We start from the raw sequence: 22,259 nt of genomic DNA, 5'->3' as shown, positions 1-22,259 counted from the left end.
AATGGAACAGTCTTTTTAGTTAGTAAAATATCCATTATTTGGCGGGATCTTTTGTATCCTAGGAGGTTTTTAAATGACACTTTTTCATTTTACAGGTATTAAAGGCTCTGGTATGAGTTCATTAGCTCAAATTCTTTTTGATTCTGGGGAGCAAGTACAAGGTTCAGATGTCGAAACGTATTTTTTTACAGAGCAGCCTTTAAGAGAGCGTAATATAACTATTTTAAATTTTAATGAAGATAATATAAAACCAGGTATGACAGTGATTGCAGGGAATGCCTTTCCTGATGAGCACCCCGAGCTAGTACGTGCAAGAGAGCTTGGTGTAGAAGTAATTCGCTATCACAAGTTTTTAGGTGAATATATTGGGCGCTATATTTCCATTGCCATAACAGGTGCACATGGGAAAACATCGACGACAGGTTTAATGAGCCATGTTGTTGGTGGTTATAAGCCGACTTCATATTTAATCGGTGATGGGACTGGTTCAGGAGAAGAGGATGCATCTTATTTTGTGATGGAGGCATGTGAATATCGCCGACACTTTTTAGCTTACAATCCTGATTATGCAGTGATGACAAATATTGATTTTGATCATCCAGATTATTTTAAAAATCTTGAAGATGTGTACAGTGCCTTTCAAGAGCTTGCCCTACAGGTGAAAAAAGCAATTATCGCTTGTGGTGACGATGAGCAATTACAGCGTATTAGAGCAAACGTGCCCGTTGTTTATTATGGCTTTGGTGCTGAAAATGATTTTGCTGCACATAATGTTGTAAAAACAACAGAAGGTACAGAATTTGATGTTTATGTACGTAGTGAATTCTATCATAAGTTCTTTATTCCGCTTTTCGGTGATCACACTGTGTTGAATTCATTAGCAGTCATCTCTTTATGCCATTATGAAGGAGTCCCTGCTGAACTCATTCAAGAACGATTATATACGTACGGTGGCGTAAAAAGACGTTTTACCGAAACAAAAATTGGGGATAATGTTTTAGTAGATGATTATGCTCATCATCCGACAGAAATTGCAGCAACTTTACAAGCAGCACGTCAAAAATATCCTACTCGGGAGCTTGTTGCAATTTTTCAACCGCACACATTTACGCGTACTCAAGCATTTTTACAGGAGTTTGCAGATAGTTTAAATAAGGCAGATGTTGTATATTTATGTGATATATTTGGTTCTGCACGTGAACACGTTGGGGCATTATCAATCAACGATTTAGCAGCGTTAATCGATGACAGTCAAGTGCTGGAAACCGAAAATATTGCAGCATTAAAAAATCATGCAAATGCAGTCTTTTTATTTATGGGCGCAGGGGATGTACATAAATTCCAAGATGCGTTCGAGCAGGAGCTTCAAAAATCGTAATAACTTTAAATTGACATGTATGTTTAATGCATAACGAATCAAGCTGTATTGTAGACGGAAAGCTAGCAGTATTGAACAACGTTAACAGGCAGCTTGAACAGCTTACTCCTTTTTAGGATGGGCTGTTTTTTTCAACAATTTCAAAGTGGAATATTTAGGGGAAGTTGTGTTTTTCTCGTTTTCTATGCAGGATTTATTAATTTTTTGTCGAAAATAAACAGATATAAAGTCTAGGAGGTCATCATATGGAAGTCGTACTGTATATCGCTGCATTAGTAGCAGCAATTGGATTTTTAGTTTTATGTATTAGTTTAGGTGCCACGCTATTCTCATTAAAAGGTACATTAAATAACTTATCAAAAACTTTGGCAGGTATTGAAGGACAAATGGAAGGTGTAACACGTGAAACGACGACATTGCTTTCTAAAACAAATAGTTTGGCAGAGGATATTTCGCAAAAATCCGAAAAACTAAATACAGTAGTAGATGCTGTCAAAGGAATAGGTGATTCAGTAAATGGACTGAATGAATCTGTTCAACGAATTACTACGTCGATATCAAAAGAGGTAGGTAAAAATGAAGAAAAAATTGCACAAGTTGTGCAATGGAGCAATGTTGCAATGGGCATTGCAGACAAATGGCGTCAGCGAAAAACAATTAATGATCAGGATGTTGCTGTAGTTGATACAGTGAATAATACTTCAAAAGAAGGTTGTAAATAAATCTTTGTAAAAGAGGGTGTAAGTATGACAGTTGAAAAACAACAGTACGAAGCAATCCAAGAGCCGGTGTTATCTAACTTACCACAAGTAATTGTAGCGGCTAGCAATGATTCGATATACGGAGAGGAGACTGTAAAAATGAAAGATTTTGTTATTGGTGCCTTTGTAGGTGGCATCATAGGTGCAGCAGCAGGACTTTTATTAGCCCCAAAGGCTGGTAAGGAGCTTCGTGGCGAGGTGGCTGTTCAGGCAGTAAATATTAAGGATAAGAGTGTCGAGCTTTCTTCTACGGCAAAGGAAAAAACAGTACAGCTATCTCATCAAATTAAAGAGCAATCCACTCAATTAGTGGACAAGGTGAAGTCGAAAACATCAAAGGCACCAACACTATTTGATGATGGTACGGTGTCATCAGAAGGTGAAGAGCCATTAGAAGAAGCGATTGCCGTAATAGAAGAGCTTGTAGCAGCAGGTGTTAAATCTGCAGATTCGTCTCTAGATGATACTAGTGAAGCTACTCGCCCGTCCACAATATAGAATGAAAAACCCGTAGTGAAACTTGCACTACGGGTTTTTATTATGGCTAAAGCTTGCTTGTTTGCACTAATTCATAACTGTATTCTCAATTAATTGGATTTCCAAAATATCGCCACCAAAAATTTCGGCATCAAAGCTTGATGTCTCACCATTTCTTAAAATATTAAAATGTCCTTTAAAGGCGACTGGTAGCTGCCAATTTGAAAAACGGAATACATCCTGATAAATCCATTTGCCAGAATCTTTAGTTTTGAATTGAATTGTTACACCGTTTAAAATTGACGCATTGGGTTGGACAACAGCACCATTTACAATTACTTCGGTAGCAATCTTCACCAGTTCTACCCTTTCGTTTTGGAACGTCACAATGATTTTATCCTCTAAAATCGTGTTTAATGCATTGGCTACATGCTGAGCAGTCGGTAAGGTAGTTTGTTTAAAAGTAATCTCATCTCCATCTTGTAACGGATAGTGTAATTTGCTAGGCTTTCCATTAATAAATAGTCTTGCTGAAAATTCTGGGAGCATCGTAGGCTTTCCATCAATGTGTACAAAAAATGCCCCGAGCTTTTGTAAGTATTCACTGTTGTTTGTACTCTTAAAAACTTCTTCGACTGTTTCGACCGTTTCAATGACAAGAATGTCACGGTCCATTAATGGGGTATCTAAAGAAACAGGTTCATTATTTCTGTAAACTATAGGTTCAACCATATACATAGTATCTTGTATTGAGACGGACATTACGGATGCGCCATCAACTATATCTCGAACAGTTGCGACTGCGGTATCTCCATCTTTTCCTTCTACTAGCTCGATTACATCTCCGTTTTTAATCGGTGTTTTTGTTGATGCTTCCACTCCGTTAACTAAAATGCGGGCTGGTTGTCCATGCCCACCTGGTATAAAGATGTCATGCCCGTTCACAGTTAAAGAAAGTCCATGTCCAGGCTTTCCATATAATTGTTTAGCACGAATGTTGGCAGCTAGAAATGCATCTGCCACGGTCATCTCCTTTAACTCAAATAAACGAACAACACCATTATTGACAGTAACAGACATATATTGAATCGGTGATTTTTTTGCTGCTATCGCAATACCGATAGGCGTTACAAGCTCAGGTGTAACAGGGATCGACGCTTCCTTCGTTAAATTCTGGATTGCATCGATGCCACGAACAGCCACTCGGTTAGCAGGAAGCGATAGAACTTTTCCTAGCTCTTCAGTTAGATTTGGTGTTAAGCTACCGCCGCCGACTAACATAACTGCCTTAGGTGGTTGATTGTTATTTAAATTAAGTACTTCTTTACCTATTGCTTGCGCAAGATTTTCAATAGCTGGCAGGATGGCTTGTAGAACTTCCTCTCGAGGATAGAATTCATCAAAGCCTAAAATATCTTTAATCGCAATGTTCTCTTCTGTTTGCATTTGGCGCTTTGCCATTTCAGCGACAGGAAAATCAAGTAAATAATGGTCACTTAAAGCTTCTGTAATTTCATCTCCAGCAGTTGGTACCATACCATATGCTACGATTGTGCCTTTATCTGTTATAGCAATATCAGATGTGCCTGCACCAATATCAACAAGTGCAACGTTTAAGCGACGCATCGTAGAGGGGATAAGTACATTGATGGCTGCGATCGGCTCAAGAGTTAAAGCCTCCATTTCTAGATCGGCACGTTTTAAAGCTGCTAATAATGATTCTACGACAACACGTGGTAGGAATGTTGCAATTACCTCGATCGTTGCCTCGTCACCTTGCTGATCAAGTAAACTTCCTATTTCTTCGCCATCTAATCGATAAAACAGCACAGAATAGCCTACACAATAATAATGACTTGATTTTGCATCTTCCTTTTGTTGAAGTAGCTGCTGCTGTGCCTGTTGTACAGCTTGTAATTCAAGTCGACTAATATCCTCCTCTGTAAAAATGGGACGATTTTTAATATTCACTGTTATACTTGCTTGTTCAGTTTTAAGTGCACGCCCTGCTGCAGCTACACTTACTTTAGTAAGAGGACCATGCTTATTCTCAAGCTGTGCCTTGATTTCGTTAATCAGTTCGGCCACATATAAAACATTATGTATTTGTCCATCAACCATTGCACGTTCCTTATGTTCTTTTACTAAAATATCCGCAACATGAAAATGGTCATCTTTTTCCTCTAAAATGATGCCAACAACAGAGCGTGTGCCGATATCTAACGCAAAAAGTTTTTCTGACAATGTAATCGCTTCCTTTCTTGAAAGTACCACTATTGCTTTAGCGAGTTGAAGCGCTAAATTAAAAATGCGTGACATTTCCTCGAATGTTGATTATAATGATGATATTATCTAAAATGTATCATACATTTCAAAGTTCTGAAAGAGCACGGTACAGGGGAGAGGAGAAACAATAATGAGTCATCACGAACTAGAAAGTTTACGTAGTCAAATCGATCACTTAAACTTAGAAATTTTACGCTTAATTAATGAGCGTGCAGAAGTTGTAAATGAAATCGGTAAGATTAAAGAGAAGCAGGGTGTGAATCGTTATGATCCTCTACGTGAGCGCCATATGTTAGATTTAATCAAGGCGAATAACAAAGGTCCTTTAAATCAAATGACCGTTGATTATATTTTTAAGCAAATTTTCAAAACGGCTCTAAAACAGCTAGAGGCGGAAAAGAAAAAGGAATTACTTGTTTCACGAAAAGAAAAGTCAGAAGATACTGTCATTAATATTAATGGTGAACTAATTGGTGCAGGGGCTCCTTCATTTGTTTTTGGTCCATGTGCTGTTGAATCATATGAGCAAGTTGCGCAAGTAGCAGCTACGATACAAGAAAAAGGTTTAAAATTAATTCGCGGTGGTGCATACAAGCCCCGTACATCTCCATACGATTTCCAAGGACTTGGCTTAGAAGGCTTAAAAATCTTAAAGCAAGTTTCAAATGAATATGGTTTAGGTGTTATTACTGAGATTGTAACGCCAGCAGACTTAGATCATGCGCTTGATTACATCGATGTTATTCAAATTGGAGCTCGAAACATGCAGAACTTCGAGCTATTAAAAGCTGCTGGAGCTACAAATAAACCAGTCCTATTAAAACGTGGTTTAGCAGCAACGATTGATGAATTTATACATGCGGCAGAGTATATTATGTCAAAAGGAAATGAAAACATTATCCTTTGTGAGCGTGGTATTCGTACTTACGAAAAAGCAACGCGTAATACGTTAGACATTTCGGCTGTTCCAATTTTAAAACAGGAAACACATTTACCTGTTATGGTCGACGTAACACATTCTACAGGTCGACGTGATTTATTATTACCATGTGCAAAAGCAGCTATTGCTATCGGTGCTGATGGTGTCATGGCAGAGGTGCACCCAGATCCGTCTATCGCACTTTCTGATCAACAGCAACAAATGGATATTCCGACATTCAATGCTTTCTACGACGAGATTTTAAAATTCATGAAGCAGTATGAATTAAAGGCGTAAGGCTATTATGAAAACTCATCTTCCATAAAAGAGGATGAGTTTTTTATTTTGTATTATTAATTCCAAGTAAAACACTTAATTTAAACAGAAAATATGCGCTTTTATGTTGAAACTGCTAAGAAAAGTGTCGTATTATGGGAATAAGGAAATGAAAAAAGGAGGCGAATACATTGACTGTTACTATTTATGATGTAGCACGCGAAGCAAATGTCTCGATGGCAACTGTGTCACGCGTTGTAAATGGCAATCAAAACGTTAAGCCAGCGACTAGAAAAAAAGTTTTAGAAGTCATTGAGCGTTTAGAATACCGACCGAATGCTGTTGCAAGGGGATTAGCAAGTAAAAAAACGACAACAGTAGGTGTGATTATACCGGATATTTCTAATAATTTATATGCAGAGTTAGCGCGCGGAATTGAAGATATTGCGACAATGTATCGCTATAATATTATTTTAGCAAACTCCGATCAAAACGAGGATAAGGAACTGACACTTTTAGATACGATGTTTGGAAAACAAGTTGACGGTATTGTAATGATGACTGATAAAGTGACAGAAAAGATTCAGGCTGCTATGGATCATTCTCCAGTACCAATCGTTTTAGCAGGCTCTGTTGATGAATTTAAAGAAGTACCATCTGTAAATATTGACTATTTTCAAGCAGCATACGAGGCTGTAAAGGTATTAATAGACAATGGACATAGGCGAATTGCATTTATTTCAGGTCCGCTTAGCTATACAATTACAAAATATAAGCTGGAAGCCTATAAAAAAGCTATATTAGATGCAGGGTTAGAAGTGGACGAAGCATTGATTATTTCTGATGATGGACTATACGATAGCGGTATTGAAGCCTTTGACATGGTAAGTAAACTGGAAAATGCACCGACTGCATTTTTTGCGGGGAGTGACGAGCTTGCCATTGGTGTTATTCACGGTGCACAGGATGCAGGAAAAACAGTGCCGACTGATATAGAAGTAATTAGCTTTGAAAATTCGAAGCTTGCACGTATGGTTCGACCACAACTGTCAAGTATTGTACTGCCACTTTACGATATTGGTGCGGTTGCCATGCGTTTACTTACAAAACTCATGAACAAAGAGCAAGTTGAAAGTCAAAAAGTAATACTTCCACACCGTATTGAAATGCGCGAATCAGTAAAGCAATAAAAAAGAAGCAGGTAGAAAAATTCTATCCTGCTTTTTTTGTGTAAGAATGATTGGAAGGGCAATCTCTTTTATCGCTTCTCATTTCGAATCATATGTAACGCCTTTGCGAGCATTTGGGCATTCTTTTCCTCTATTTCTGCCTTCCGAGGAATGGCTTCATATAGAGGGCTAGGATCTTCCCATGTCGGAATAAACGGAACAGGTGATTCAGGCTGCCAACGATCTAGCCAAGCCTGTGGTAGCGCTCCAGTAGGCATTTCTAAATCATTCATCTCCAACCACAAGAGAGACCATGCGCGTGGTACAACCCGCCAAATATCATAACCTCCTCCACCAACTGCAATCCAGCGACCATCACAGTACTCATGAGCGAGCTTATGAGCAAGCTTAGGAATTTCACGGTAAATATTCATAGTCCCATATAAATGTGTCAGAGGATCAAAATAATGCGAATCGGCCCCGTTTTGAGTTAATACGACATCTGGCTTGAAAAATTCAAAAACTTCACGCATGGATTGTTCATATATATCTAAGAAACTTTCATCTTCAGTAAACGCATCAATAGGGAAATTGAATGAAGTGCCATACCCCTCACCAGTCCCGCGCTCAGTAATATTACCTGTGCCGGGAAATAAGTAACGACCAGTTTCGTGAATAGATAACGTACAAACATTTGGATCATCATAAAATGCCCATTGCACACCATCTCCATGATGGGCATCTGTATCAACATATAAAACGCGCATGCCATACTTTTCCTGCATGTAGCGGATTGCTACGCTACTGTCATTGTATATGCAAAATCCTGAAGCGCGTCCACGGAAGCCGTGGTGTAGCCCCCCACCTAAATTAAGAGCATGCTTCGATTTCCCCTGCAAAACGTAATCTACCGCTTGTAGAGTTCCACCGACAAGAAGAGCACTTGCCTCGTGCATGTTTTTAAATATCGGTGTATCCTCAGTTCCGATTCCATAACTTTCTCCTTGCTGTGGGAGGAGTTCGCCATGCCCAGCTTTTTTTACAATTTCGATATATTGTGTATCATGAGCTAACGCAATTTCTTCATCGGTTGCAATACGTGCAGGAACGATATCATCATCTGATAGTGCGCCTATATTTTTCAATAAGTCCATTGTTAGAGTGAGCCGTTTATGGTTAAACGGATGTGAATCTGAAAATTTATAGCCGAGTTGATCCGGGGAATAGATGAAAACGGAATTTCTCATAGCTTAACCCCTGGCAAATTTGGCCACAAAACGTCAAATCCTTCTTTACGTAAATCTTCAATAATTGTTAAAGGATTAATTCTTTGTATACGAATGCTTAAAATACGACTATCGACATTTTCAGAATCAGGAAATACAAGGACACTCAAAACATTTACTTTATGCTTACTAAAAACTTTCGTAATTTCATGTAACATACCAGGCTTGTTTGATACACGGATATCGATTTTAGAGGCTGGTTGATTTGCCCCAGTCAGCTCGATATATGTATATAGAACATCGGTAGTCGTAACAATACCAACGAGCTGACCGCCAGAAACAATTGGAAGACAACTGATTTTATTATCATAAAAAGTAAGGGCTACTTCCTCTACAAAGTCTAAAGGATGACCGATAATTGGATTTTTAATCATTATTTGATCAATCGGTGTATCATACATGACAGAGTTCGGCTCTTCCCGTAAACATGAAGGTAAGGCATTTTTTATATCGTGGTCCGTTACAATGCCCACTACTTCGGAGTTTTTATTAATAATTGGGAGATGTCGAATATTCTGCTCTCGCATTAAGCGCACTGCATCGCCTACTTTGTCAGTTGGCGTTAATGTAAACACATCGGTTTTCATAATTTCTTCAACAATCATATATAGATTCCCCTTTATAAATAATTAGTACATGAAGCGATTTCTAAAACGAAGTCTGTCAAAGCGTTCCATCGTCTCTGAACCAACACGCTTCCCTACACGTGCCATTAAGCAGTTGGCGGGATGAGAGGTAATTTCAGGATCATCTGTTGCATAATATTCAAAACCAGAAGAGCTCATCATACGCTCCATCATTTTTCGATAATCCCAAACATTTAAACCAGTTCCTTTTAAATCCCAATGCCAGTAGTATTCTGTTGTGATAACAAGGTAATCTTCCATTTCATCACCCATAAACGAAATTTCTAGCATCTTTTTACCGGACCCAGTTCCACGATAGGAAGGAATAACTTCGATTGCACCAAGCTCAATCATATTGTCAATACGATCCTCTGCCCATCGTTCAAGAGGATCAGGATACAAATATGTTACATAGCCTACGACAATTTGTTGATTTCTGATAAGAATAATTCGTCCTTCTTCAAGCTTTGCGATTTCAATCAATGCCTGATGCTGTTGCTTAGGAGGTCTAAAAGCAGTTAAGTCTTCGTGTAAAGTATATTGTGCAAGTTGCTCAGAGGGGACGGGCCCTTCTACCAAAACAGTACCATGTTTTGTTTGCATTTCAACACTATAAAACGTTTTAATATGCTCCATTTTCCCACCACCTGAATGTAATAAGTCCATTATAACTTATTTTATGCAAAAATACGCTGTAAACTGTAAAAAATAACTAAAATATTAAAAGATTAAAAATATTTTGCTTATTATTAATTATATATAGTAAAATATATTTATGTTCTCAAAGAAAGGGGTTATTTTCATGGGGATGAAAATGTTAGAGAAATTAGCTGCGTTACCTGGGGAACATAGTTTAGTAAACTATGAGGAGACAGCAGCAAAGCATGATTGGAAGGAAACAGAAAAAGCATTTAGCTGGTATGAAACTGGCAAGGTGAATATGGCGTATGAGGCGATTGATCGCCATACACTAACGCACCGTAAAAACAAAGTGGCGCTGTACTATAATGATGGTGTCCGAAAAGAAGCGTATTCATTTAATGACATGAAGCTGCAAACTAATAAAGCAGCGAATGTTATTAAGAGTGTGACGAATATGCAAAAAGGGGACCGCTTATTTGTATTTATGCCTCGTTCGCCAGAGCTGTACTTTGCATTATTAGGCTCTTTAAAAATGGGCGTAATTGTTGGTCCGCTATTTGAAGCATTCATGGAAGGAGCGGTTTATGATCGATTAGCAGACAGCGATGCTGCAGCGATCGTTACAACGCCAGCCTTACTTCCACGGGTACCAGTTGATAAGTTGCCAAATTTAAAAACAATCTTCCTTGTTGGGGATAACATTGAAGAGACTGATAAAATTGTTGATTTCAACAAACGAATGGAAGAAGCATCAAATCAGTTTGAAATTGAATGGGTTGATAAAGAGGATGGCATGGTATTGCACTATACATCTGGGTCAACAGGAGCGCCTAAAGGTGTCTTACATGTTCACTATGCGATGGTGCAACAATATCAAACTTCTCAGTGGGTTTTAGATTTAAAGGAAGATGATATTTATTGGTGTACTGCTGATCCAGGCTGGGTTACAGGTACAGCCTATGGTGTGTTTGGTCCATGGTTAAACGGTGTAACAACACTAATTTTAGGTGGACGTTTCAGCCCTCAAGCTTGGTATGGTGCAATTCAAGATTATGGTGTAACAGTGTGGTATAGTGCGCCAACTGCATTCCGTATGCTAGCAGGCGCAGGTGCAGGCGTTTTAGAAAACTTCGATCTTTCAACACTACGACATGTTTTATCGGTTGGGGAACCGTTAAATCCAGAGGTCATCCGTTGGGGAATTGAAGAGTTAGGCCACCGTATTCATGATACATGGTGGATGACAGAAACGGGTGGACATATGATTTGTAACTACCCTAGCATGGATATTAAACCGGGCTCGATGGGGAAACCGGTGCCTGGCTTATATGCAACTATAGTTGATGATGAAGGAAATGAAGTGCCACCATTTACGATGGGGAATTTAGCGATTCGTAAAGGCTGGCCTGCAATGATGCGTCAAATTTGGGGCAATCCAGAGCGCTATGAATCTTATTTCTTAAAAGGTGAATGGTATGTGTCAGGAGATTCCGCTTATATGGATGATGATGGATATTTCTGGTTCCAGGGACGAGTGGATGATGTAATCATGACGGCTGGTGAACGTGTAGGGCCATTCGAGGTTGAAAGTAAGTTACTAGAGCATCCAGATGTAATTGAGGCAGGAGTAATCGGTAAGCCTGATCCAGTTCGTGGTGAAATTATTAAAGCATTTGTTGCACTACGTGAAGGAGTAGAGCCATCAGAGGAGCTAGAAAATAGTATTAAGGAATTTGTTAAGAAAGGCTTATCTGCACATGCAGCACCTCGTGAAATTGAGTTTAAAGATAAACTTCCTAAAACACGAAGCGGTAAAATCATGCGCCGTGTGCTAAAAGCGTGGGAGTTAAACCTTCCTACTGGTGATTTATCAACGATGGAAGATTAAGTTACCTTATTAGGTATTTGTCGCAATATACATTTCTAAAATGTCTTTACTTAACTATGTTACATAGCTACAAAAGTTATTTAAATGTAGTAGATTTTTGTGAAATATGTAACACAAAGCTATTTGTTAGAAATTAATTTTTATACATTTACCTGTATAATTCAAAGGCAACGTGGAGGGGGTATTTCGAAAAGTGTTTCGGAATATCTCTTTTCTTTGTTTTGTCAATTATTGATTCATATCACGTACATAAATGTTAATGAACGTTCGGATTGTTCTGAATATTACAAGATTATATAAAAATACAGTTGACTAAATAATTATACAGTCATATACTATCTTTATCTTGATTTTGGGGTGAAGTGAAATGAAAGTTGGAATTATTGGTGCCACTGGCTATGGTGGATTAGAATTAATACGTTTTTTATATAATCATAAAGAAGTAGAAAAGATTGATTTATTTACATCTTCTGAGGAAGGTACGGTTTTTTCAACGAAGTTTCCTCATTTAATAAATGTGAATGATCAGCCTCTACAAAAAATTGATTATGATGCATTAAGTCGGTTTGATGTTGTTTTTGCGAGCACGCCGTCTGGGGTATCGAGTGAGTTATTTCCTCCGTTATTAAACAAAGGACCGAAGCTGATAGACTTATCAGGAGATTTCAGATTAAAGGATCTAGGTAGCTATGAGCGCTGGTACAATAAGAAACCTGCACCACAAGAGGCGGTTGATGCAAGTGTATATGGGCTAACGGAATGGAACGAAGAAAAAGTTCGTGATGCAAAATTAGTTGCGAATCCAGGATGTTACCCAACAGCCGTGCTCTTATCGTTATTGCCCTTAATAAAGGAAGGACTAATTGATCCAAGCTTTTTAGTTATTGATGCAAAAAGCGGCGTATCCGGGGCAGGTAATAAGCCTTCACAAGCGACTCACTTCAGTGAGGCAAATGAAAACTTCTCTATTTATAAAATTAATGAGCACCAGCATATACCCGAAATTGAACAGGCTATATCGATGTTTGCAGGTGTAGAAACGAAAATTTCTTTTAATACCCATTTAGTACCGATGACACGAGGAATTTTAGCAACGTCATATGCAAGCGTAGCAGCAGGAGTTACACAAGCTCATTTAACCAATTGCTTAAAGGAAACGTATGCGAATCATCCTTTTGTGCGTGTCATCGAGGATGGCTCTTCAATAGGAACAAATCGTGTGAAAGGGTCAAATTATTGTGATGTGTATGCAAAATTAGACGAACGTACAGGTCGGGCTACAATTATCGGAGTAATTGATAACCTAGTGAAGGGTGCTGCAGGGCAGGCGATTCAAAATATGAATGTTCAAATGAACTTACCACAAACGACTGGCTTACAAGTCGTACCGCTATTCATATAGGGAGGAAAAGGAATGGCTACTATAAAAATAAAGAAATTACCTAGTGGAAATATCGTGTCACCTAAAGGTTTTACAGCTGCAGGTGTACATTGTGGAATTAAAAAAGAGAAAAAGGATTTAGCCATTTTAGTAAGTGAAGTTCCAGCAAGTGTGGCCGGCGTTTTTACGACAAATGCAGTACAGGCAGCTCCACTTAAAGTGACAAAGGAAGTTGTCTATCAGTCTAAAAAAATGCAAGCTATAGTTGTTAACTCAGGAAATGCAAACGCATGTACAGGTAAACAGGGGTTAGCAGATGCCTATGAAATGCAAGCGCTAGCGGCTGACAAGCTTGGGATAGAACCACTTTTAGTTGGTGTAGCATCAACAGGTGTAATTGGTGAGATAATGAATATGGAGCCTGTAAAAAAAGGAATGGCAATGCTAAGTCCATCTTCAGAATGTGCGGGTGGTATTGATTTTTCGGAAGCAATATTAACTACAGACATAGTAATGAAAAACACAGCTTATTCTACAATCATCGATGGGAAAGAAATAATTATTTCTGGAACAGCAAAAGGTTCAGGTATGATTGAGCCTAACATGGCTACAATGCTTGGTTTTATAACAACGGATGCTAGTATCGAAACATCTGTGCTACAAAAAGCATTATCAGAGATTACTAATGTAACATTTAACGCCATTACAGTAGATGGTGATACATCAACAAATGATACGGTAGTTGTAATGGCTAATGGATTAGCTGGTAATGGAGTATTAACACCCCAACATCCAGAATGGGATCAATTCTATTCGGCCCTACGTCTTGTGGCAGAAGATTTGGCAAAATCAATTGCCCGTGATGGTGAAGGTGCAACAAAATTAATTGAAGTTGAGGTAGAGGGTGCTATTTCTCATGAAGAGGCACGTAAAATTGCGAAAACAGTTGTTGGTTCACCACTTGTAAAGACAGCTGTATTTGGTTGTGATGCAAACTGGGGTCGTATTATCGCGGCAGTTGGATACAGTGGCGCAACGGTAGATCCTGACAAAATTACAATAAAAATAGGTGGAGCTACAATGGTCGAAAATGGCGAGCCGATTCTATTTTCAGAGGAAGAGTTAATCGAAATTTTAAAGCAGGATGATGTGAAAATTAACGTGTCACTTGGAGTAGGCGAGGGACATGGCTTTGCATGGGGGTGTGATTTAACTTATGACTACGTTAAAATCAACGCATCTTACCGCACGTAAAATGGTTATTAAACTTGGCGGTAGTACGTTAGAAGGCTTAAATGAAGCCTTCTTTCGCAATTTCAAAGCTCTACAAGATGAGGGCTATCAGTTAATTATTACACATGGTGGAGGTCCTGCTATTAATCGTGAGCTAGAGAAAGCGCAAATCGAATCACATACAGTAAATGGCCTTCGTGTAACAAGTGAAGAAATGATAGATATCGTTCAATCTACGCTTATTGGGAAAGTAAATCCTGCATTAGTCTATGAGTTAAACTCAGCAGGAATAACGGCAGTTGGTTTGAACGGTTTTGACGGCTCACTTTTGCAAAGTCGATTTTTAGATAAGGATACTTATGGCTATGTTGGGCAGATTCAATGTGTCAATTCAACATTAATCCAATCTTTAACTGATGCTAGTGTTGTCCCGGTTATAGCTTGTATTGGTGCTAATGAGGAAGGTCAGGCACTAAATATTAATGGTGATACGGTAGCGAGCGAAGTAGCCTTGGCTGTTGGTGCAGAGAGCTTACTTCTTGTAACAGACGTCGCAGGTATTCGTATTGAAGATGAATATAGAATGAAAGTAACCGAAAGTGATATTCAGAAGTGGATTGAAGAAGGTCATATTTATGGTGGAATGATACCAAAAGTGCAGGGGGCTTTAGCATGCTTACATGCAGGCATTCCAACTGTACAAATTGTAAACGATACATTAACAGGTACGACGATTTTAAGTGAGGAGCTGGTGAAGTAAATGGGTGCACTATTTCAAAACTATGCACGAAGACCGATTGCTATTGATAAAGGTGAAGGAACTGTTGTTTTTGACACGAATGGTAAACGCTATTTAGATTTTACGAGCGGTATTGCTGTTTGTAGCCTAGGACATGCACATCCAGCAATTGTAAAAGCTATTCAAGACCAAAGTGAAAAACTATGGCATATAAGCAATTTATTTGAAAGTCCAGGGCAGGAGCAACTAGCAGCATCGCTTGTAAAAGATACGCATTTGTCCTATGCATTTTTCTGTAATAGTGGTGCAGAAGCGAATGAGGCTGCAATTAAACTAGCTCGCAAGCATACTGGTAAACATCGTATTATCGTATTTGAGCAGTCATTCCACGGTCGTACTTTTGGTGCGATGTCTGCAACAGGGCAAGACAAGGTTCGCAATGGCTTCGGTCCTTTAGTAAGTGAATTTATTACATTACCATTCAATGATGTTGAGGCTTTAAAGGCTAAAGCGGATGATTCTATTGCTGCTATTATGCTTGAGATGATTCAAGGCGAGGGTGGAGTAAATGCCGTTTCTGAAGAGTTTGCTACAGCTATAAAAGAAATTTGTGAGACAAATAATATATTATTAATTGTTGATGAGGTACAGACCGGTATTGGCCGTACTGGTACTCGATTCGCGTACGAACAAACTGTGTTAAAACCGAATATTGTTTCAATAGCAAAAGGTCTTGGTGGTGGCTTCCCAATAGGTGGTATTTTAGGTACTGCGGAATTGTTTAATACATTTAATGCGGGTACGCATGGTACTACATTTGGTGGTAATCCACTAGGTGTTGCGGTAGCGCAAACAGTAATTGATCATATTTTCGATGAAGCATTTTTACAGGCTGTAAATGAAAAATCAGCTTATTTAGTGAAGAAGCTACAAGAGTCGCTTCCAGAGAACTATACAATTCAAGGAAAAGGCTTAATGTTAGGTGTAGGCTGTGGTGGCGTAGAGGTTGCACCGTTTATTACGAAACTAGATGAGGCTGGTTTATTAGCAGTTGCTGCTGGACCAAAGGTGATTCGCCTTTTACCACCATTAACAGTTAGCTATGAGGAAATTGATGAGGCTGTAGAGATTTTTAAAAATGTATTAGTAGGATAAGGATGAGAACTTTTAGTGTGAGATCTGAAAGTCTATTCATTTAAAATGAATAACTGTATTTATAGGAGTAAAAAAGATGTGTAGTACATGGGTTTCCATGCGCTACACATCTTTTTAATTAGCGATATCTATTAGATTGGTTTTGATCATTTCCAGAGTTATCAGGGTTTTCGTCTGGATCTCCTGGTTCATTACCATCACCATCACCATTGCCATCACCATTACCGTTTCCATCACCATTTGAGCCACCGCCGTTTTCTCCAGGTGGTTGATTTTCGCCACCATCATCTGGGGTAGGTTCTGGATCTGGAGCAGCGATGGAAATGATATTAGATTGCGCGGATTCTAAGCCTGTAATATCAACCGCTACAACTACATAGGAACTTCCAGTAGGAACCGTAACACTTCGATTCTGTGAGCTTTTAAATGTTGATACAATAGCTCTTCCACCGTCTGTTACATTATAAACACGGTAACCAATAACATCATTTGAGCCTGATTTTGTCCACGTCATAGTGCTACCGTTTAATGTTGAAGTAACAGCACTTGGTGGGGCACTATCGGCTTCAAAAGTAGCTGTACTAATAGCAGAAGTACCAAGAGATGAATCTTTCGGCAATAGCTTTGATGGGTCACCACCAATTCTTCCGAAAATTCGTTTGATAAATTCTGGATTTAAACCAACGCCACCCATAGTCACGAATTCCGATGGTGTTGAAGGTAATGCACTGTAGAAACGTCCGTCAATTTCTACAGCTTCCGCTGATGTTAAACTATCATCAGCTTTATTAGGTAAAAATACGTTTCTATTAAATAAATCTGACCGAACTAATCCTGCAGCTGAACAAGTAGCTGATGGGGCAAGTCCTGAAATACCACAAAAAGAAGCTGTTACAACATTTGCCGGTTTTTTAAATGTTTCTTTTGTCCCAATTAATTCTTTATTAACATCATACATTGAATTCATTAATGTTGCCCAAAGCATATTTACCCGATTACTTGGCTGTTGGTACGTATTTGAGAATGTATCTAGTGAGCGCGGTTGGTCATACCCTAACCAAACTCCTAATGAAATATTCGGATTGTAGCCGACAACCCAAACATCTTTAAAATTCTGAGAGGTACCTGTCTTTGCCGCGAAATCTGAAGAGAATTTAAGCATACTATTTGCACGAGCACCTGTACCATAATCTAAAACATCACGAAGCATATCTGTTACCATATAGGCTGTTTCAGGTGAGAATACATCAACTGGCTCAGCTTTGTGCTCATAGATGACATTGCCATCTAAATCGACAATTTTATCAATCATATAGGCATCTATAAACTTACCACCATTTGCAAATGTAGCATATGCATTCGTATTTTCTTCAACAGTTGTCCCGTTTGTTAGTCCGCCAATGGCTGTAGAAAGGTTTTCATAGTCGCCATCAGTAAGACGACTAAAGCCCATTTTCTCTAAGTAAGTTGCTGGACGTTTATCTAAAATTGAGTCGTATAAACGAAGAGCAGGTAAGTTTTGTGAATGAGCCAAAGCATCACGAGCAGGAATAATTCCTCGTTCTTGACTTGCAATAAAGTTTGAAGGGCTTTTGCCATAACCGCCATATGGATGTGAAAACTTGACGTCTACTACTGGACTACCAGCACCGATTTTGCCGTATTCAATTGCTGGTCCATAAGCTAGTAATGGCTTCATTGTCGAACCATTAGAGCGATATGCTTGTGTTGCATGGTTCAATTCTTCAATTGCAAAATCACGACCGCCGACAAAGCTTAAAATTTTCCCTGTCGAATTTTCTATTAAAATACTACCTACCTGCACAGGCATTTGTACTTCTACTTCTTCGCCTTCCTCGTTCTTTTCTACTTTCGTATAGGTATGACCGTAATACTTAAAGTTATCAGCAGCTTTCTGCATCGCATCATACATTTCCTTATCGATTGTAGAATAGATACGATAGCCAGATGAACGAACATCTCGGTCAGCTAATATCATGTATTTTTGATATAAATTTTCTTCTTCTTGCAGACGTTTTGGATCTATCCCGTCTTTTTCTGCGAGTATTTCAGCGATAATCATGGATGCGTTTGCTTCTAATTCACGTGTTAACCAAGGGTATTCTTGGTCTGCACGAGTTTCAGGCTTGCGGAAATCCTTTGTAATGTCATATTCTTTTGCGGCTTTGTATTCAGCCTCACTAATATAACCAACTTCCTTCATACGATGAAGGACAGTGTTCATACGGTCGATACCTGGCTTAAGTCCCTTTGCATCTTTCAATTCCCCAGTTTGTTTAAATGGTGTATATGCATAAGGAGCCTGAGGAATCCCGGCAATGTAAGCAGCTTGAGGTAAAGATAATTCGGATGCCTTAACACCAAAAATACCGTTAGCTGCAGTTTCGATTCCTGCAATATTACGACCAGAAGCATTTCGTCCATAAGGAATAATATTTAAATATGCCTCTAAAACTTCTTCCTTAGACATAAAATGTTCTAAGCGAATAGCAAGTAGAATTTCCTTTGCTTTACGCTCATAAGAAACCTCATTCGTTAAAATTTGGTTTTTGATTAATTGCTGTGTTAGTGTTGAGCCCCCGGTTTGGTTGGCGGAGTTTGTTACATCCTGTAATAAACCACGAACTACAGCTTTTGGGACAATTCCGTTATGCTCTCGGAAGTATTCATCCTCTGTTGCTAGCACAGCATTTACTAGTGTTGGTGAAACAGATGCTAATGAAGTTTCGCGTCGTTCTAAGTCAGTACGAAGCTTTCCAATATATACTTCATTTGCAAAATAAATTTCACTTGTTTCTTCATAATTGAAGATTAGCTCACGCATTTCCTCTTTCGAACGAAGAGGTTCCTCTTTAACGAGAGAAGCAAAATATCCTGCACCTACAGATGCTACGAAAATAGTTGTAGATAATAAAAAAATCATAAATAATAACACTAAATTCCAGGCAACGCTACTGCTAATACGCGTTCTACGTCCCCATTCGGAATTAGCGAAAGTTTCGATTCGTTCATTTAATTGCTCAACTCGTTGTTTTAATTGTTCGATCCATTCCTTCACTTAATCGACCTCCTAAAATCTTGTTTATTATAACATATTTTCATAAAGCTCGGGTAAACTATTGACAATGATTCTATAATGGGTAGAATAGTCTGTATAGTTTTTTAGTGATGAAAAGATTGCAGTAGTGCAAACGTTCCCTGTATAGAGAGTTAGCGGTAGGTGAAAGCTAACCATAGCGAGTGCATGAATTACGTTCTTTGAGCTAAAACGTCTCCGTCGCGTTAAGACGTTTAGAGAGGAAGAATGAATTCCATTCTTCAAGCCGGGTGGTACCGCGTTATATTAAACATAACGTCCCTGCATGCAAATTGCGTGTAGGGACTTTTTTATTTGGATTTTTCCATTTATATTTCATACCCGCAATGACAATTTTTCAATGAATTAGGAGGAAAAAATTATGGCAAATGAATTATTACAAGATTTAGAGTGGCGAGGTCTACTATATCAACAAACTGATGCAGAAGGAATGGAAAAACTTTTAAACGAAGAGAACGTATCTCTATACGTAGGAGTTGACCCGACAGCTGATTCGATGCATATCGGTCATATTGTCCCGTTACTAACACTTCGTCGTTTCCAACAAGCTGGACATTCACCGATCTTATTAGTCGGTGGTGCAACAGGCATGGTTGGAGATCCATCTGGTCGATCAGAGGAACGTCAATTACAAACAGTTGAGCAAATCGATAAAAATGTTCAAGGAATTAAAAAGCAGCTAGAGCGCATTTTTGATTTTAATAGTGATGCTGAAAATACAGCCCAGTTAGTGAATAACTACGACTGGATCGGCAAAATGAGTACGATAGAATTTTTACGTGACTTTGGAAAATTAATTAATGTGAATTACATGCTAGGAAAAGATACAATTGCCTCTCGTTTGGATTCTGGTATCTCATTTACGGAATTCAGTTACACGCTTATTCAGGGCATTGATTTCAACTACCTATATGACAACTACAATGTACGTATCCAGGTTGGTGGATCAGATCAGTGGGGGAATATTACGACTGGTCTAGAAGTAATTCGTAAAACGCATGATGAGAATGCAAAGGCATTCGGCATTACAATTCCATTAGTAACAAAAGCGGATGGGACGAAATTTGGTAAAACAGCGGGTGGTGCTGTATGGTTAGACGCTGAAAAAACAAGTCCTTATGAATTCTACCAATTCTGGATCAATGCAGCAGATGCAGATGTTGTGAAATACTTGAAAATTTTCACGTTCTTATCGCGCGAAGTGATTGAAGCTTTAGAAGTTAGTGTGAAGGAAGAGCCGCATTTACGTAAAGCACAAAAAACGTTAGCGGAGGAAATGACAAAATTAGTTCATGGTGAAGAAGGCTTAGCGGCAGCTGAACGAATTACGGCAGCGTTATTCTCGGGTGATTTAAAAGCGCTATCCGTAGAAGAAATGAAAGTAGCATTTTCTGGAGTTCCATCAGTGGAAGTAACAAAAGAAGATAAAAATATTGTGGAACTAATTGTTGAGGCAGGAATTTCCCCGTCTAAACGCCAAGCGCGGGAAGATGTAACAAATGGTGCAATTTCAATTAATGGAGAAAAGGTACAAGACTTAGAATATAACGTCGAAGCTAAAGACCGTTTAGAAGATGCTTTCACAATTATTCGTCGCGGTAAAAAGAAATATCATATGGTGAAATTTCAATAATTACTTGTAGTTGAAGACATTTATAGCTTCTACTGTTTTTGCTTCGTTAATAAAGATGTTTAGATGCTATAATTGGCAAGCCCTGCCACTTCGCTTTTTGAAGAAGTTGTGCTAGGGCTTGCCTTGTTTTAATGAGTAAGAAAGCATAATTTTTTGGAGTTTGTTCAGTGTCTAGCCCCAGCGTCCAGCTCATCAAGGTTGCTTCATCCCGGCGGTCGAAAGTGGGACAGATATTTTCGATTCGGGGCTGAACGGAGCACTTGCACTTTTTTTAAGTAACATGCTTTTCTATGCAAATTTTGAGTAAAAAGATTAGTATTCTATTATTTTTTATGAAAGGAGGCAAACCTTTGGAGAATCAACAAACAAAATCCTCTATTGATGACCGACAGCCAATACTATCGATAGCTTATAGACCTCGGGACACTGTTCGTTATGTATTAGATCACAAATCCTTTCAATATTCATTGTATGTCGGTATTATTGGAGGCTTTAGTAGTTCGTTAATTACAATGAATGGCACAAAGTATCCTTATCAATATTCATTAGGCGAAGTTGTTTATTCTTCGTTTGTAACGAGTGTATTTATATTTGTGTTAACAAACTTATTATTAGCTGGAATACTCTCTACAATTGGTGCGATTTTTAGTGGAAAAGGGAATTTTAAAGATATTTTTAGAGCAATGTGTTTAACAGTGATACCTTACATATGGATATTACCGGTCATCCTATTTTGGATGCAGCTTTCCCCAGATACTTTTTTTCATGTGGAAGGATATGAGTTGCAATTAGGAGACGGTATTTTACTATTCGTTCTTTCTTTTGTCGTTTTAATTGCAACACTATGGTCATTTTTCCTAACAATTATTACGATTTCTGAGGTGCACCATTTTTCTAAGTGGAAGGCATTTTTCACTATAATATTAGGGAGTATAGTTGCAGCTCTAGTATTTTTTGTCATTGTTATTCTTCTATTTTAATAAGCTTTAAATATATGGAAATACTTGCTAAGGCTATGTAATAGAGCTTATATGAGCGTTTGTAGTGCTTGCTGGCTGTAGTGCAATAATCAAAATAAGATTGTAGCTTATGATAGAGAGTCCTTTAACAGGTTTGGGGCTTTTAAATTAAAGTAATATGCGGTGAATATGGCGAGTAAATAGCAAAAGAGGCGAGTATTATACTTCTATTGGCGATAGTTGAAGTGTGGAATTTTCACGTTGGCGAGTAAATTTCGAAAAGTGGCTAGTATTTCGGAAAAGATGGCTAGTATTTTCAATTTTTTGGCTAGT

Annotated in this window: 17 protein-coding genes and 1 other annotated feature; of the genes, 12 read left to right on the top strand and 5 right to left on the bottom strand. The window is 38.5% G+C overall.

The genetic code is table 11. From position 1 onward, the window contains the following. Positions 1 to 73: 73 nt before the first annotated feature. The 3 genes from murC (at position 74) to V4T18_RS11265 (ending at position 2,637) form a co-directional block, all read left to right on the top strand. On the top strand, positions 74 to 1,378 hold the full coding sequence (gene murC, locus V4T18_RS11275; protein ID WP_332649425.1) for a UDP-N-acetylmuramate--L-alanine ligase: 1,305 nt from the start codon (positions 74 to 76) through the stop codon (positions 1,376 to 1,378). Positions 1,379 to 1,623: 245 nt separating this feature from the next. Further along, a complete protein-coding gene (locus V4T18_RS11270; protein WP_332649423.1) occupies positions 1,624 to 2,100 on the top strand; it encodes a DUF948 domain-containing protein in 477 nt (158 codons plus the stop codon). A 24-nt stretch (positions 2,101 to 2,124) separates the two neighbouring features. Beyond that, positions 2,125 to 2,637: a YtxH domain-containing protein gene (locus tag V4T18_RS11265; RefSeq protein ID WP_332649421.1), complete on the top strand. Its 513-nt coding sequence runs from the start codon at positions 2,125 to 2,127 to the stop codon at positions 2,635 to 2,637. A gap of 66 nt (positions 2,638 to 2,703) precedes the next feature. On the opposite strand, the gene pilM is transcribed toward V4T18_RS11265, so the two are convergent. Then, complete coding sequence (gene pilM, locus V4T18_RS11260; RefSeq protein WP_332649419.1) at positions 2,704 to 4,860, bottom strand: pilus assembly protein PilM; 2,157 nt, start codon at positions 4,858 to 4,860, stop codon at positions 2,704 to 2,706. 172 nt (positions 4,861 to 5,032) lie between these two features. Between pilM and V4T18_RS11255 the strand changes: the two genes are divergently transcribed. Continuing rightward, positions 5,033 to 6,118, top strand: coding sequence for a bifunctional 3-deoxy-7-phosphoheptulonate synthase/chorismate mutase (locus tag V4T18_RS11255; RefSeq protein WP_332649417.1), 1,086 nt, complete (start codon positions 5,033 to 5,035; stop codon positions 6,116 to 6,118). Positions 6,119 to 6,288: 170 nt separating this feature from the next. Further along, the gene (gene ccpA / locus V4T18_RS11250) at positions 6,289 to 7,287 is read left to right on the top strand and encodes a catabolite control protein A (protein WP_332649415.1); all 999 of its coding nucleotides are present in this window, start codon (positions 6,289 to 6,291) and stop codon (positions 7,285 to 7,287) included. A gap of 68 nt (positions 7,288 to 7,355) precedes the next feature. On the opposite strand, the gene V4T18_RS11245 is transcribed toward ccpA, so the two are convergent. The 3 genes from V4T18_RS11245 to V4T18_RS11235 are packed head-to-tail and all read right to left on the bottom strand — an operon-like array spanning position 7,356 to position 9,814. Beyond that, positions 7,356 to 8,513 (bottom strand): acetoin utilization protein AcuC, encoded by a 1,158-nt coding sequence (locus V4T18_RS11245; RefSeq protein WP_332649414.1) that lies wholly within the window; start codon positions 8,511 to 8,513, stop codon positions 7,356 to 7,358. Continuing rightward, positions 8,510 to 9,157 (bottom strand): acetoin utilization AcuB family protein, encoded by a 648-nt coding sequence (locus tag V4T18_RS11240; RefSeq protein WP_332649412.1) that lies wholly within the window; start codon positions 9,155 to 9,157, stop codon positions 8,510 to 8,512. Before V4T18_RS11240 ends, V4T18_RS11245 begins: the two co-directional genes overlap by 4 nt. Before the next feature lie 24 nt (positions 9,158 to 9,181). After that, positions 9,182 to 9,814, bottom strand: a complete 633-nt coding sequence (locus V4T18_RS11235; RefSeq protein ID WP_332649410.1) for a GNAT family N-acetyltransferase — start codon at positions 9,812 to 9,814, stop codon at positions 9,182 to 9,184. A gap of 166 nt (positions 9,815 to 9,980) precedes the next feature. Between V4T18_RS11235 and acsA the strand changes: the two genes are divergently transcribed. The 5 genes from acsA (at position 9,981) to V4T18_RS11210 (ending at position 16,216) form a co-directional block, all read left to right on the top strand. After that, positions 9,981 to 11,708 carry an acetate--CoA ligase gene (acsA, locus tag V4T18_RS11230; protein WP_442916930.1) on the top strand — a complete coding sequence of 576 codons (1,728 nt, stop codon included), beginning with the start codon at positions 9,981 to 9,983 and terminating at the stop codon, positions 11,706 to 11,708. Between the two features lie 367 nt (positions 11,709 to 12,075). Continuing rightward, on the top strand, positions 12,076 to 13,110 hold the full coding sequence (gene argC / locus V4T18_RS11225) for an N-acetyl-gamma-glutamyl-phosphate reductase (protein ID WP_332649408.1): 1,035 nt from the start codon (positions 12,076 to 12,078) through the stop codon (positions 13,108 to 13,110). A gap of 12 nt (positions 13,111 to 13,122) precedes the next feature. Beyond that, entirely contained in the window at positions 13,123 to 14,343 is a 1,221-nt protein-coding gene (argJ, locus tag V4T18_RS11220) for a bifunctional ornithine acetyltransferase/N-acetylglutamate synthase (protein WP_332649406.1), read from the top strand. After that, complete coding sequence (argB, locus tag V4T18_RS11215) at positions 14,306 to 15,082, top strand: acetylglutamate kinase (RefSeq protein ID WP_332649405.1); 777 nt, start codon at positions 14,306 to 14,308, stop codon at positions 15,080 to 15,082. The genes argJ and argB overlap by 38 nt, the downstream gene beginning before the upstream one ends. After that, positions 15,083 to 16,216 carry an acetylornithine transaminase gene (locus V4T18_RS11210; RefSeq protein ID WP_332649404.1) on the top strand — a complete coding sequence of 378 codons (1,134 nt, stop codon included), beginning with the start codon at positions 15,083 to 15,085 and terminating at the stop codon, positions 16,214 to 16,216. A 118-nt stretch (positions 16,217 to 16,334) separates the two neighbouring features. On the opposite strand, the gene V4T18_RS11205 is transcribed toward V4T18_RS11210, so the two are convergent. Next, positions 16,335 to 19,295 (bottom strand): transglycosylase domain-containing protein, encoded by a 2,961-nt coding sequence (locus tag V4T18_RS11205; protein WP_332649403.1) that lies wholly within the window; start codon positions 19,293 to 19,295, stop codon positions 16,335 to 16,337. A 101-nt stretch (positions 19,296 to 19,396) separates the two neighbouring features. Beyond that, positions 19,397 to 19,600, top strand: a binding site (T-box leader). 95 nt (positions 19,601 to 19,695) lie between these two features. On the opposite strand from V4T18_RS11205, the gene tyrS reads away from it, so the two are divergent. Together tyrS and V4T18_RS11195 are read left to right on the top strand one after the other, a co-directional pair. Further along, complete coding sequence (gene tyrS, locus V4T18_RS11200) at positions 19,696 to 20,967, top strand: tyrosine--tRNA ligase (protein ID WP_332649402.1); 1,272 nt, start codon at positions 19,696 to 19,698, stop codon at positions 20,965 to 20,967. Between the two features lie 350 nt (positions 20,968 to 21,317). Then, positions 21,318 to 21,947, top strand: coding sequence for a Yip1 family protein (locus V4T18_RS11195; RefSeq protein ID WP_332649400.1), 630 nt, complete (start codon positions 21,318 to 21,320; stop codon positions 21,945 to 21,947). The last annotated feature ends 312 nt before the right edge of the window (positions 21,948 to 22,259 follow it).

The organism is Lysinibacillus sp. 54212, from assembly GCF_036662795.1.
Lineage (GTDB): Bacteria > Bacillota > Bacilli > Bacillales_A > Planococcaceae > Lysinibacillus_B.
The sequence above is the reverse complement of the archived record's forward strand: the minus strand, read 5'-3'. Positions and strand labels throughout refer to the sequence as shown.

Bases quoted from the DNA above. Each gene is read 5' to 3' on its own strand.
- V4T18_RS11270 (WP_332649423.1), top strand. From the start codon at position 1,624: ATGGAAGTCGTACTGTATATCGCTGCATTAGTAGCAGCAATTGGATTT.
- argB (WP_332649405.1), top strand. From the start codon at position 14,306: ATGACTACGTTAAAATCAACGCATCTTACCGCACGTAAAATGGTTATT.
- V4T18_RS11235 (WP_332649410.1), bottom strand. From the start codon at position 9,814: ATGGAGCATATTAAAACGTTTTATAGTGTTGAAATGCAAACAAAACAT.
- argC (WP_332649408.1), top strand. From the start codon at position 12,076: ATGAAAGTTGGAATTATTGGTGCCACTGGCTATGGTGGATTAGAATTA.
- V4T18_RS11245 (WP_332649414.1), bottom strand. From the start codon at position 8,513: ATGAGAAATTCCGTTTTCATCTATTCCCCGGATCAACTCGGCTATAAA.
- argJ (WP_332649406.1), top strand. From the start codon at position 13,123: ATGGCTACTATAAAAATAAAGAAATTACCTAGTGGAAATATCGTGTCA.
- V4T18_RS11255 (WP_332649417.1), top strand. From the start codon at position 5,033: ATGAGTCATCACGAACTAGAAAGTTTACGTAGTCAAATCGATCACTTA.
- V4T18_RS11210 (WP_332649404.1), top strand. From the start codon at position 15,083: ATGGGTGCACTATTTCAAAACTATGCACGAAGACCGATTGCTATTGAT.
- tyrS (WP_332649402.1), top strand. From the start codon at position 19,696: ATGGCAAATGAATTATTACAAGATTTAGAGTGGCGAGGTCTACTATAT.
- acsA (WP_442916930.1), top strand. From the start codon at position 9,981: ATGGGGATGAAAATGTTAGAGAAATTAGCTGCGTTACCTGGGGAACAT.
- V4T18_RS11265 (WP_332649421.1), top strand. From the start codon at position 2,125: ATGACAGTTGAAAAACAACAGTACGAAGCAATCCAAGAGCCGGTGTTA.
- V4T18_RS11240 (WP_332649412.1), bottom strand. From the start codon at position 9,157: ATGATTGTTGAAGAAATTATGAAAACCGATGTGTTTACATTAACGCCA.
- murC (WP_332649425.1), top strand. From the start codon at position 74: ATGACACTTTTTCATTTTACAGGTATTAAAGGCTCTGGTATGAGTTCA.